The organism is Paenibacillus sp. URB8-2, assembly GCF_013393385.1.
Lineage (GTDB): Bacteria > Bacillota > Bacilli > Paenibacillales > Paenibacillaceae > Paenibacillus_AQ.
The window spans coordinates 4,786,667-4,800,345 of record NZ_AP023239.1 but is presented as its reverse complement, the minus strand read 5'-3'; the positions used below and the strand labels follow the sequence as shown (position 1 = coordinate 4,800,345).

Genomic DNA, 13,679 nt, shown 5'->3' with positions numbered 1-13,679 from the left:
CGAAGAGAAGACGTATGGCTGTTCATGAAATCATAAAATAATGGAACAGGCTTGTAAACGGCTGAATCAGCCGTTTACAAGCCTGTTTGTACATTAGCCCAACCTTATTTCAAGCCGCAGGTTGTATAGGCCGGGATGGTGATGTTCAGCTGATCGCCGGCTTTCTTGATTTTCACTTCATTCGAAGTGGAGAATTCGATCTTACGCCCTTGCCATGCTTCGTTGGACAATTGGATAGTTACCGTCTCACCGCTCAGATTATGCAGAACGAGTACGGAGTCATCTTCAAATGTTCTGGTGTATCCGATAATGCGGCTGTCTCCGGTCGGCATCTCCCGGATGTCACCTTTCATTAGGGCAGGGCTCTCATGGCGGAAGCGGATCAGCTCTTTGTAATGGGAGAGCAGGGAGTCCTTATCTTTGATCTGCGCCTCTACGGAGACGGCGTCGGGACCTGTATTATCGCGGGAGGGTTCCCAATCTGTCTGCCCTTCTCCGCTTTCAGGGTACCACCGGAACGGCTCGCGGATATTCTCATCCGGTTTCTTCCCGAGCATTCCGATTTCCTCTCCATAATAAATGAAAGGGTTGCCGGGCAGGGTGAGCAGGATGGAGGCGGCGGATTTAGCTTTATTAACGTCCCCATTCAGTATGGACATCGTACGTTCCTGGTCGTGATTGGTCAGGAACGGGGCGTCAATCGGATCCGGTGTGTAGCTGCGGTATAAATCAAGGGTATTCGACGCAAAAGAAGCCAGCCCGTTATCCGAACCGTTCTGCACGGCATCCAAAATCTTCGAAGACAGATCGAAGTCGAATGAAGAATCCAGCGCTTTGTAGTAAGGAGCAATATTGTTCGGACGGTCCCACACTTCTCCAACGAGATAAACATCCGGCTTGACCTTGGCAAGTGCCCGCTTGAATTCATCCCACCATGCGACATTCTTACCCGCTTCATCTGCTTTGCTGTAGATGTGCATGGCAGCGTCTAGGCGGAATCCGTCAGCTCCCTGGTTCAGCCAATGCTTCCCGACATTGATCATCTCTTCACGCAATTTAGGATTGTCAAAGTTCAAATCCGGCATGAAGTCTATGAACAGGGCGTAGTAATAGTCCCCGGACCCCGGATACGATTCATACCAGAGCTGCTGGCCCCAAGGCCCTTTTTCATTCAGATCGGTGTTCTTGTCAGCCCAGATATAATAATCCCGGTACGGGCTGTTCTTGTCCTTGACGGCATCAAGGAACCAAGGGTGCTTGTTGCTCGTATGGTTGAGCGCAAGATCGATCGTCACTTTCATTCCCCGTTTATGTGCTTCTTCCGTCAGGCGGCGGAAGTCTTCCGTACTGCCGTACTCCGGATCTACACTGTAGAAATCGGTCGTATCATACTTATGATAGCTGGGGGAAGGGCTGATCGGCATCAGCCACAGCGAATCGACGCCCAAATCTTTCTTGGTATGCGGGTTTCCGTCATTCAAATAATCCAGCTTTTGCAGGACGCCGTTCAGGTCGCCGTTACCGTCGTTGTTGGAATCAGAGAAGGAATTGACATAAATCTCGTAATAGACGCCAAGGTTAGAATCACTTTGCGGCTCGGGATGTACTTCGCTTTTGGCAAGAGCGCCCGAGGCAAAGCTGAACAATAAGGGCAGGGATAAGGCCATGGATGTAAATTTTTTCATCTTTGAAACCTCTCTTCCTTAAAATGATTTGGTTATTTTGGTTGTGAATCTTAATTTGCGGAGCCGTAATCGGCGTCAATGATCGAATCCATGGAATGTCCGCTTTCCGTCAACGTTTCGACTACCGGACCCAAGTACAGATCGGTCTGCCAATACCCGGATTCCGGTAGGTCAACTTGTACGGTATGCGTTCCCGGTCCATAGGTTTGGGTCACATTATCGTACACGTGCTGATTCTCGTAAGGCTTGCCGTCTTCCTGAGGAATGACGCCTTCCGGGTAGATATAGCTGGAGAAGCTTATCTCGACTTCCCCGATGCCTTCAGGGACCGTAAACGTTGCCGTTCCTCCTTGAACATCGGAGTTGAAATACTGGTCGAACGGACGCTCGGGTTGGTTTCGTTCAGCGGCTTCACGGGTTTCCTCTACAGTAATGGATTCGCTCCACAATACGCCCGTTCCCGGATGGCCCGAACGCTGGTAGGCTTTAAACATATAGTTTCCCTGTTCCAGAAGAGCCGGCGTGAAAGTCAGCTCCTGCGATTCGCCGGGAGCGAGTGTTCCGACCACGCCTGAGGCAACGACTTCGCCGTTCTTTGGATTGCCGGTATCGCTGCGAAACACCTCATAAACCGTTTCGCCCTGCATCTGGGAGCCGCCATTCTTAATGGTTGCTGAAATTCCATCGCCGGTCGTTTCTTGGTCGATAAATTGCAATGTACTTTTATCCCATGCCGCTTTAGCCGGCTGGACCTTGCTGTTTTTCTGGTTTTCCATCTGTCCGTTTGTGACTTTTTCAGCAAACGCAGTATGTAAGGGTTGGACAAACGGAAAGACTATTAACGATAGGGAAAGGACTGCGGCGGAGACTATTTTTGTATACTTCAATTGGGCACGCTCATTTCTGCAGATTCTGATTAGATCGATACGGAATCGCCTTAAGGAAAAGAAAACGGGTGAAGCCGAAGACGCTTACCCGTTTTACTTTTCTTCCGGCAATAACCGTGAATCGTATTATTGAATTTTTACACCGCGGTCTTCATCGGCAGGGATCTTGACATACAGTACATGTTCAGCCGAATCGAAGTAGTAACCACTTTCCTGCCCGTTCAACTGCTCTAAGCTGCCCACTTGGTCATATTTGTGTTTAGCCGCCTGAATTTTCTTCGGCTGCTCGGCATCATGCAGCTTAAGCGTGTAGGACTTAATGGCGGAATCGTAGTTTTGAGCTTTCTTGTCCTGCTCGAACTCGATGTGGTTGCCTTTCTTTTCCACCTTGAAATTCGTAAGATTGAATTCGCCTTGCTTGTAATCCAGGGTCTCGGCATCGTCCTCGTAGAAGCTGTAGCTGGCTTTATTGTCCAGATATGTGTCAAGAATCAGATTTTCCAGCTTCTTCTCATCGGTGGATTGCTCCACTTCCTGACGAGGGATGATCGAATTGTTTTTCACGAAAATAGGCAGTGTTCCAAGCTCGGCGTTTACCGTAATCGACTGGTTGCCTTCATATTTCTTGCCAGTCCAGTAATCCACCCATGTCTCGCCTGCCGGCAGATACACTTCGCGGCTCGTTTGGCCTTCTTTGACAACAGGTGCAAGCATCATCGAATCGCCGAACATAAACTGGTCTTCGATGTTATACGTTTTTGCATCGTCCTGGAACTGGTAAACCAGCGGCTGCTGGACCGGCTGACCGTTCTCGGCCGATTCCTTAAACTGGTTGTACAAGTAAGGCATCAGCTCGTAACGCATCGAGATGTATTTGCGGCTGATATCTTCAACCTCTTTGCCGAATTCCCAAGGCTCCTGGCCGCTTCCGAGTCCAGATTTCGCGCTATTGTCATAGTGGTCGCGGGCAAACGGCAGGAAGGCGCCGACCTCGATCCATCTTGCGAACAGCTCAGGCGTCGGAACATTGCCCGGCGATTTCGCGAAGCCGCCGATATCATTGCCGACAAACGGAACACCGGACAAACCGACGTTGGCGTTCATTGGAATCGACATTTGCAAATGCTCCCAGTTACTTACATTGTCGCCGGTCCAGAGCGCCGCGTAGCGCTGCGTTCCTGCGTACATGTCGCGGGTTAACACGAATGGACGGGTATTAGGCTTATTTTTGAGGAAGCCGTTATATGTCGCTTCGGTTTCATGATGTCCATAAAGATTGTGGTATTCCGTATGAAGCTTCTTCTCCCCGTTGTCGCCTTCAAACACGACATCCAGCGGCATCGTATGGAAAGGGCCGTCAAATACGGCTGGCTCGTTCATGTCATTCCAGATCCCGTCAACGCCTTCATTCAAGAGTGTTCCGAGATTGCCGGCCCACCAATTGCGGACATCCGACTTCAGGAAGTTCGGGAATGCAGATCTGCCCGGCCATACATCGCCATAGAAGGTGGAGCCGTCCGGATTTTTCGCCCAGTAATCCTTTGCGGTTCCTTCTTGGAACATACGGTAGTTCTCGTCCTGCTTGACAGCCGGATCATTGATCGTAATGGCACGGAAGCCTTCATCCTTCAGTGTCTTCAGCGCTTGTTTATACTGGTCGTTCCAGGTAAACACGCGGTATCCGTCCATGTAGTCGATATCAAAGTGCATCGTATCGAGCGGAATTTTCTTCTCGCGGTAGGTTTTCGCCACATTCACGAGTTCTTCCGGTGTGTAGCCCCATTTACTTTGATGGAAGCCCAGGGACCACATTGGAGGCGTCTCGGATTTCCCTGTCAACTCGGTATACCGGTCGATAACGTCGCCGATTTCCGGACCGTTGATGAAGTAGTAAGTAAGTGTGCCGCCGTTGGCGTAGAAATAGTAATAATCGTCTTTTTCGCTGGCCATTTCATAATAGGAGCGATAAGTATTGTCGAAGAAAATACCGTAGGCTTTTTTATCTTTCAGCCCGATGAAGAATGGAATGGACGTATACAGATATTTAGTATTCTTGTTATAGGAATAAGCGTCCGTGTTCCACATGCCAAGGCTTTTGCCGCGCTTGTTCAGCCCGCCCGATTGCTCGCCGAAACCGTAGAAGTTTTCAGTGGCATCCGTCTTTTTAAACGCATACGGCTTACCGTTTTCATAACCGACACCCTGCGCCGCGTCTTCGTTGATCACGTTTCCTTGCTTGTCCAGGAATTTGACGCCGAAAGGCTGTTTGTTAATTTTTACGGTGAGCTCGCTGGTAGAAAGGATATATTCTTTATCCGTTTCCTTTGAACTGAATTTAGGCGTCTTCCAGTCTTTCTTGGCAATACCAGGGGAGATGAACTCGTCTTCGCCGTTTTTAACTACCGAGATTTTTGCCATGTCCTCTGCAAAGAGCCGGATAAATCCCTGATAATCCCCCAAGTTCAACTTTACTCCGTTTTCAAGAGTTTCCAACGATTGTACGGATAATGGCTTAAGATTCTGTTTGTTCAGCGGAGTATCCGCTTCCGGCTGCGTTTCCGCAAAAGCCACATTTGCCGGCAGGACCGCAGCAAATGTTCCGGTCAGCAGACTCAGGCACATGGCTGCTTGCGCCAGTTTTTTCGACATGATTGATGCCTTTAACCTTTTACGCATACGTTTCTCTCTCCCACTCTGAAATAGTTTTGTATAGCAGGCATCCATTCCGATGAGCGCAAGCTCCCGCTTCCGGCTGCCTATTTCAAATTAGCAAGGATAAATCGCTTGAACAATGGGGAGAACCTCCTATGAGATTGTCGAAAAAACGGAAACGGCATTTTTGAAACCGGTTCCATAAATGGGATGCGAAACTGCGAAAACCATGCCTGACAAGGGGTTCGCTCTTTTTTCGCTTTTTATTTTCCTGTAAATGATCGATTCAATTTATTACCACTAATATGGAAAAATATGAATATTTATAGTTCCGCAGGTCTAAGGGACTGCAGCTTGGAAGCTCTGCCTGCGAAAGAGTCAACCTCTTAAATTATTGGATATGGTGAAATTGGACACTAAAACGGGCGGATCTTGCAAGGAATACACAATTTTCAACAAAAAAGTTCAATTTTTAAAAAATCAAGAGGGGGTGCAATATCTTTTGTGAATTGGCAAAAATAAGACACCGCATAAAATTGTTAGCGTATACAATGTTGATATGACAACAAAAATGCGAATTTCCCGTTAAAAATCGCCATTTGATCTGAAAGAGGGTTTCCCGGATAATGAACAAAAACTATGAGAACAGGAAGTGGGAGAATGAAACGCGCCAGGTGGATGCGGATGGCCGGGGTTGCTGCGGTCTGCGCGGCTATAACGTTAACTTCGGCCTGCCAAAAAACTTGGAATACCGCCGAGACCCCGCCAAAGCATGTGGTCATTCATAAAGGCTCTCTACTGAAAGGATTATCCACGGATAAAGCGGCTTACTGGCCGGGAGAAGATGTCCGGTTTGAGCTGAAGTTAAAGCAGCCTGCACCGGGCGGAACCGTCCATATCCGATATCTGCATTTGGACAGGGTCATAAAGGAAGAGAAGCTGCGCGTTGAAGGGGACAAGCTGGTCTGGAGCTGGGAGCCGCCCCGGCAGGAGGGACAAGGCTATTTGGCCGAAGTCGTCTACGAGCGGGACGGTGAGGCGGATCAGATGAACATTGGTGTGGACGTATCGTCCGATTGGGGGAAATTCCCCCGGTACGGCTATCTGGCCGATTTCCCGAACATGAACACGGGCGAGATGTCGCGGGTCATTGAACGGCTGAACCGTTTCCATATCAATGGCATCCAGTTCTACGATTGGCAGTATAAGCATCAGGAACCGATTCGGTGGGAAGAAGGAAGGCCGGCGGCGGAATGGAAGGATATTGCCAACCGCTCCGTATCGTTTAATACGGTGAAAGACTATATCGGCTTGGCCCACGATCACGGCATGAAGGCCATGAACTATAACCTGCTGTTTGGCGCCTATGCGGACGCGGAACAGGACGGTGTGAACAGGGAGTGGGGCTTGTTCAAGGACCCGGGCGGCACCGATCAGGATAAGCACCCTCTTCCGGACGAATGGGCAAGCGATATTGATCTATATAATCCCTCTAACCCGGATTGGCAGAATTACTTGATCGAAAAAGAAAAGAAAACGTTCGACACGCTTCCCTTTGACGGCTGGCATGTGGATCAGTTGGGAGACAGGGGGGCGTTGTGGACCCATGACGGCAGAAGTGTAAATCTCGCCGCGACATATCCGTCGTTCCTGAATGCGGCCAAGGAGAAGCTTGATGTGGATTATGTGATGAACGCCGTCGGCCAGTTCGGCCAGGAAACCATCGCGAAGGAAGCGCCCGTCAAGTTTCTGTACACTGAAGTATGGGGCAACCATCCGCAGTACCGGAATTTAAAAGAAGTGATTGACGAGAATTCGAGATTCAGCGGAAACCGGCTGAACACGGTGCTTGCCGCTTATATGAATTATCATTTATCCGATGCGCCGGGAACGTTCAACACGCCGGGAATTCTGCTGACGGATGCGGTCATTTTTGCGTCGGGCGGGTCCCATCTGGAGCTGGGGGAGAATATGCTGTCCAAAGAATATTTTCCTCATAAAAATTTAAGTGTATCCCCGGAACTGGAACAGCAGCTCGTTTCATACTACGATTTTCTGGTTGCGTATCAGAATCTGCTGCGGGATCACCCGAAAGATTCCGGCCTGAAAGCCGAAGGAACGAAAGAGGTCGCTATATCGGATCAAGCGGAACAAGGCAAAGTATGGTCCTTCTCCAAACGCATGGATGGAAGAGACATCGTGCACTTTATCAATTTCACCGATGCTTCCACTATGGATTGGAATGATGATCACGGAACGCAGACAGAGCCGGCGGAAAGGCGGAACGTTACTGTCTCCGTTAAGACGGATCGCCCGGTGTCCAAAGTATGGTTCGCTTCACCCGATCATAACGGAGGCTCGCCTCAGGTGCTGTCATTCTCACAGCGGGACGGCGTTGTGAAGTGGAAGCTGCCAGCGCTGAAATACTGGGATATGGCCGTTATTGAATATAAGAAATAGAAGAGTTTCTTGATTTTCCTGTATATAACATTGGTATTGGGTTTTACATCGAGTACACTTTTAAGTAGAAACGAAATAGGAGAGGCTGTATGCTGCGAACAATGACAATATCCAAAAGCTTCACCGCCAAAATCATCGTGGTTCTCCTGCTCGTTATTTTGATTCCGACCGTCTTTACAAGCTTATCCTTCTACTGGGTGTCGGACTCCATTCTCAAAAAGAACGTTAGAGAATCCACGCTCCAGATTGCGGAGCAGACGGCGGATTCGCTCTCTTTTATATTAAATGTGGGGATTGATACCTCCGATTTTATTTCCAGCGATCCGAACATCCAGCGCGCCGCCCTGAAAGTGAACGGTGACCCTTCATACCAGGGTCTCTGGAATTTTCAGTATATTAATACGCTGCTGAACAATTACGTCTATTCCAACTCTTTCGTCAAAATCGTGTATTTATTGAAGGAGGAGGGGAAAGGATGGGGCAGCGGAACCTTTTCCGACTCCGAGCTTAAACAGATCCGCCTGTCCGACGAGGATTGGGTGAAGGAAGTGAAGCGCAAGGACGGAGAGCTGGTGTGGCAAGGCCTCCAGTACGACCACTTCAGCGGCGGAGGAGAGAATACGGATCTGGTTCTACCGGTGGGAAGAGTGCTGAAGGACTTTGACACGATGAACAATATCGGCCTGGTGCAGGTCCATTTGGACGGGCAGTCGATCTTGGGGACGATCCGGAAGCTGAAGCTCGGGAATACGGGCAAGTTCTTCGTCGTCGATTCCGATGGGCGGATTATGATCGATTCCAATCTCAAAATGATCAACAAGCGAGTGCAGAACCCCGATTTGTATACCAGTATTGTGGATAATGACGGAGTGGAGTTCGAGTTCCAAATGGAAGGCATCCCCTATTACGGGGTCAAGCAGCTGCTCAGCAACGGCTGGATGCTTGTGGGAACCGTTCCCGTAAATGAAATCAGCGGACAGCTGGAACGGCTTCAGAGCCGGATATTGCTGACTTCCGCCATTTTTTCCATGCTAGCGGTCGGCATCGGCCTTTTCGTGGCCGGGATGGTGACCAAACCGGTAAAGCAGCTTACCCAAAGCATGCTGCGCGTCCAGCAAGGCGATCTGGAGACGCGGACGGACATTCGCACGGCCGATGAAATCGGATTTTTGAGCAAGCAGTTTAACAAAATGGTTCATGAAATCGGGAAATTAATGCAGCAGGTCGAGAATGAACAAAGCGAGAAGCACCACGCGGAGCTTCGGGCGGTCATGCACCGGATTCACCCGCATTTTCTGTTTAACACACTCAGCACGCTGCGGTGGCTTATTGACTCCGGCCAGAACAGCCGCGCATCCGAGGTGTTGTCGGCATTAAATCATCTGCTTGAAGCGAACATGGGCAAGAATGGCGTCATGATTACAGTGGATGAGGAGCTCGATATAATCCGTAAGTATCTGATCATTCTGGAGCTGCGTTATGAAAAAAACTTTCATCTGGAGCTGGATGTCCAGCCCGGGACGGAGAAGATCATGATTCCTCGCATGCTGCTGCAGCCGTTGGTGGAGAACGCCATCTTCCATGGAATCGTGCCGAAAAATACGGATGGCAGAATTTCGATAACGATCTCAAATAGCTGTGAAGGACTCGAAATTCGGGTCGAAGACGATGGCAGGGGCATTGGCAAAGAGAAACTAATGCTGTTAAATGAAGCGAAAACCGCTGTGGAAAAAGGAGAAATCGGCATCGGTCTGCGTCATATTTATGACTCGCTGCGGCTTTATTACAACCAGAATTGGGAATGTTCCATTGTGAGCGGCCGCGGGCAAGGAACGACCGTACGCATTTTATTAAAAAAGCCGAAAGAAACGACCTCTTAGAACTAGCGAGCGGGGGGAACACTATGTATAAAGTACTTATCGTAGATGATGAGCCTGTGATCCGCCATGGGATCAGCGCGTTTATCGATTGGGAAAAAGAAGGGATGTCCGTAGAGGACCACTACGCGAACGGCGCGGAGGCACTCGCTGCGCTGGAGAGCCTGTCCTTCGATATTCTGATCACGGACATCAAAATGCCTTTGATGAACGGTATTGAACTGATGAAGCAGGCACAGGCGCTTTGCCCTTGGCTTAAGGTGATCCTGGTCAGCAATTACAGTGACTTCGAATACGTAAAAGAAGGGCTTAAGCTGGGCGCCGTCGATTATTTGTTAAAGCTGACCTTGAAAAAGGAGGATCTTCTTGCCGTCCTGCGCCGGAGCATTTCCATGCTGGAGGACGAGAGGAAGCAGGATTCCGAGCTGATCCAGTATCGGCAGAGCGCCCTTTATCTGGAAAGGAAGCGCGAGGAGCAGGAAATCAAGCGGTGGATCGTACAGGAGCAGGTCACGCCGTCCGCCGCGGCGGGCGCCCCAGAGTGGCTCGAAGAACCCTATGCCTGTGTCTATCTTACGCTGGACGGTGCCGAAGAATGGAGAGAAAATAGCGGATATTTGTATGTTCAGCTCTTGCTCGAGGACCTGCAGGAAGCTTTCTATGAGCGGATGGAGAAGGGAAGCGCGCTGCTGGTGGCGGAAAGCAGCCTGTTCCTTATCTTTCCGAAACAAGAGGAGGAGGCAGCCGTACGGCAGGTCCAAGTGTGGAAAAAGGGGGTTGAAGCGGAATGGAACATTTCGACATCCGCAGGCTTAGCCATAGGGCAGGGGGCAGGCCGCCTTCTTAAAGGATATGCCGAGAGCCGTTTTGCCTGTCAAAGGCGCTTTTTCGAGGGATTGGGCGGCTTGTTCGGAAGCGGAGGACCGGAGAGCAATCATGAACCATCGTTACCGGACCTTGAACATGCCGATGATTGGGAACCGTTTTTTGAGATGATCCGCAAAGGAGATCCGGCTTCCCATGCGATTGATTTTGCCCTTGAACGCTGGAAGAGCGGGGCCTTGAGCCCGGAGCGGGTTCAGCAGGAGGCCTGCGTGCTGCTTGCCGGCACTTACCGGCTGGAAGCGGGCGCGGAATCCTTGCCTCCCGAACAGCAGGAGCTGATCCGTAAGACGGAAACTTTGGAGCAGCTGGCTGCATTCATGGTTGGCGAACTGGAGCAGAACAGCATGTCTATGATTCCACCATTGTCTGATAGCGGTTACGGGGGACAGCTTATCACGAGGGCGCTGGAGTATATAGCCGCTCATTTTACCGAAAATTTGACGCTTCAGAGCGTGGCGGATACCATTCATCTGAGCAAAAGCTATTTCAGCCTCCTATTCAAGAAACAAACCGGCCGAAATTTTATCGATTATGTGATCGAGCTGCGGATTCGGGAAGCCAAGCGGCTGCTCGCCCAGGACGACACCCGGATTTATGATGTCGCTCAAGGCGCGGGATTTAAAGACGTGAAATACTTTAGCAAAGTATTCAAAAAAGGTACAGGGCTCACTCCGGTCGAATATAGGGAAAGCCTGAAGAGCAGCGCTCAGCCGTAAAGAAGGGGGGAGATTTCCGTCTTTGTTATCCGGCGGTTATTCTGTTTGATGACGATAGTGTTAACGGCCGGTTGTGCAGGTGCATCCGTAATCTCGGAACCGGATCAGGTTCAGACGCTTCACGGGAATGACAAAACGGTCATTACCTTCTGGCATACGTACAATGATAAGGAAACCCGGCTGCTGATGAAGGAACTCATACCGGCTTTTGAACGGAACAATCCAGACATTCGGGTTAAATGCATAAATTTGGCTAATTCCAATGAACTTAAATACAGCTTGATTGCACGCGCTTCCTCCAACCGCGGCCCGGATGTGGTGCGCATGGATATTGCCTGGGTGCCGGAATTTGCGCAAAAAGGCCTCCTTGAGCCGCTGGACGGATTTCCGGGATTTGAGCAGCTTCAATTTGCGTTCTACGACAAGGGGCTCAGCATAGGCTTTTATCAAGATGAATACTATTCTTTGCCGCTTAATCTGTACACGAAGACGGCTATATTTAACCGGAAGCTGCTGAGACAAGCGGGATATTCCGAGCCGCCTGGGACGATGGACGAGATTGTGGAGCTTGCCCGCAAGCACCGCTTTACGATTGGACTAGGGGGGTTGAACTCTTGGGACACGCTGCCGTACATCTACAGCCTCGGAGGTTCGTTCGTGGACCCGGGATTTACCAGGGCTACAGGCTATTTGAACAGTCCGGGCACCGTCCGTGCGGTGGAGAAGCTGACAGGATTATATAAGGAAAAGCTTATTCATCTCTCTGCGATGACGCTGAATAGCGACAACTGGGAGAAAGTGCGGAACGGAAACATGCTTGTTACCGACGATGCGCCATGGTTCTACAGTTTAATGAAGCGTTCGGAGATTGATATTGCCCTTGAGCAGACCTTGCCCGTACCCTTCCCGCACTCCAATGTCCCTACGTCGATTATCGGGGGCGAAAATCTGGTCATTATGAAGGGCAGCCGGAATCCTGCAGAGGCATGGGCTTTTATTCAATGGATGACCGGCAAGGAAGCGCAGCTCATTATGTACCGTTCCGGGCTGATCCCGGCGAACCGGGAGGCGCTCAAGGTGATGAAGATCAGCCGGGATTCTTACCTGTATCCTTATGTTGAAGCTGTGGACGATGGCTTTTTGCGGCCGACGGTCAAGAACTGGAGCAAAATCGAACTAGTGTATACCCAATACCTGCACAAAATATTTCTGGGCGAGTTGCCCGTCCAGCAAGGCCTGGACCTTGCGGCCGCCGAGATTGACGGCCTTTTGGAGGATCATACGGATTACTGAAACAAGACCCTGCGAAGGGTCTTTTTTGAATTCAAGGCTTTCTCGGCGAGCGCCCGGTATGGGTTAGAGAACGGAAGTCTTAATGCCGCCCCGCCTTAAGTCCAGTTTCAAAAACCGTCCCCGGTCCGTTTTGAACGGACCCGAATTCTCCTACAATAAGAACATAAGGTGAAGGACATCGAAAGGCGGTGAGAAAGATGCAAAGAAACAGAGGAAACGGCCTCGCGTTCATACTGATTGCCATCGGCGCTATTATGCTGCTGGGTATGGCGCTTCCGCTGATCCACGGAATTTTCCGATTGCTGTTCCCGGTGCTGCTGGTTGTTCTCGGTTACTACGGAATCAAGAGCGGACGAAAAGTGATCGGCTGGATCGTCATGTTTATCGGAATCATGTCCCTGATCAGCAAGCTGGCTTGGCTGATCGGACCGCTGCTCGGCGTAGCGCTGGTCGTATGGGGAATATCGGTACTTAAAGGCAAGAGAAGCAACCATTATTTATAAGTGATCGGAACTAAAATGAACGGCAAGGAGGGAGCGGTACAAGATGAGCGTTTTTCGTCGAATGCGGGACATTACCGTAGCCAATTTAAATGAAAAGCTTGAACAAAGCCAGGACCCCGTGAAGCTGATCGATCAATTTCTGTATACGACCCGCGAGGAAATAGGCGAAGCCGAAAGATTGTTTACGCAGTACGCGAACCATACGAAGCAGCTTCAGCATCAGGTCGATCAGGCGACTTCTATGAGGAACAAGCGGGAGGAGCAGGCGCTGCTGGCTCTTAAGGCAGGCGAGGACAATCTGGCAAAGCTGGCTCTGCAGGAGAAAATTATTTATGAGGAGAAGCTGGAGCAGTACAGCGGTCTGCTGGAGCAAAGCCGGCAGTCTCTGCTGGAACTGGAACAGCAGCTCGGCGAACTGAAGATGGAGTATCAGTCGGTGTACAGCAAGCGCCAGTATTATGCGGCCCGGATGGAAACGCTCCGGCTGCAGCAGCGGATGAACCAGCGGGCCGCCGCTTACGGAGGCGGCGACATTCCGAAAATGTTCGGGCGTCTGGATGACCGGCTCACGGACTGGGAGCTGGAGGCCAAAAGCCTCCGCGACCTGCGGCGGATGGGCCAGGAATACGCGGTTCAGGCGGGTGAGACGGTCGCCGGTGTTCTGGAACGGGAGCTGGCCAAGCTGAAGGATAAGCTGAACAAGGAAGGAAAGGAGTAGCGT

9 protein-coding genes are annotated in these 13,679 nt (G+C 50.5%); 6 read left to right on the top strand and 3 right to left on the bottom strand.

What is annotated here, in order from left to right:
• Positions 1-104: 104 nt before the first annotated feature.
• From PUR_RS22120 to PUR_RS22110, 3 genes are all read right to left on the bottom strand, one after another.
• Positions 105-1,685 carry an alpha-amylase family glycosyl hydrolase gene (locus tag PUR_RS22120; RefSeq protein WP_179037124.1) on the bottom strand — a complete coding sequence of 527 codons (1,581 nt, stop codon included), beginning with the start codon at positions 1,683-1,685 and terminating at the stop codon, positions 105-107.
• A gap of 50 nt (positions 1,686-1,735) precedes the next feature.
• Entirely contained in the window at positions 1,736-2,461 is a 726-nt protein-coding gene (locus PUR_RS22115) for a hypothetical protein (protein ID WP_179037123.1), read from the bottom strand.
• Positions 2,462-2,698: 237 nt separating this feature from the next.
• Positions 2,699-5,248: a glycoside hydrolase family 31 protein gene (locus PUR_RS22110; protein WP_232101603.1), complete on the bottom strand. Its 2,550-nt coding sequence runs from the start codon at positions 5,246-5,248 to the stop codon at positions 2,699-2,701.
• Between the two features lie 636 nt (positions 5,249-5,884).
• Between PUR_RS22110 and PUR_RS22105 the strand changes: the two genes are divergently transcribed.
• The 6 genes from PUR_RS22105 (at position 5,885) to PUR_RS22080 (ending at position 13,676) form a co-directional block, all read left to right on the top strand.
• On the top strand, positions 5,885-7,684 hold the full coding sequence (locus PUR_RS22105) for a glycoside hydrolase family 66 protein (RefSeq protein WP_179037122.1): 1,800 nt from the start codon (positions 5,885-5,887) through the stop codon (positions 7,682-7,684).
• Between the two features lie 89 nt (positions 7,685-7,773).
• Complete coding sequence (locus PUR_RS22100; protein ID WP_179037121.1) at positions 7,774-9,564, top strand: cache domain-containing sensor histidine kinase; 1,791 nt, start codon at positions 7,774-7,776, stop codon at positions 9,562-9,564.
• A gap of 23 nt (positions 9,565-9,587) precedes the next feature.
• On the top strand, positions 9,588-11,162 hold the full coding sequence (locus tag PUR_RS22095; RefSeq protein WP_179037120.1) for a response regulator transcription factor: 1,575 nt from the start codon (positions 9,588-9,590) through the stop codon (positions 11,160-11,162).
• 48 nt (positions 11,163-11,210) lie between these two features.
• The gene (locus PUR_RS22090) at positions 11,211-12,455 is read left to right on the top strand and encodes an extracellular solute-binding protein (protein WP_179037119.1); all 1,245 of its coding nucleotides are present in this window, start codon (positions 11,211-11,213) and stop codon (positions 12,453-12,455) included.
• 197 nt (positions 12,456-12,652) lie between these two features.
• Complete coding sequence (locus tag PUR_RS22085; protein WP_179037118.1) at positions 12,653-12,958, top strand: LiaF transmembrane domain-containing protein; 306 nt, start codon at positions 12,653-12,655, stop codon at positions 12,956-12,958.
• 43 nt (positions 12,959-13,001) lie between these two features.
• The gene (locus PUR_RS22080; RefSeq protein WP_179037117.1) at positions 13,002-13,676 is read left to right on the top strand and encodes a PspA/IM30 family protein; all 675 of its coding nucleotides are present in this window, start codon (positions 13,002-13,004) and stop codon (positions 13,674-13,676) included.
• Positions 13,677-13,679: the final 3 nt, after the last annotated feature.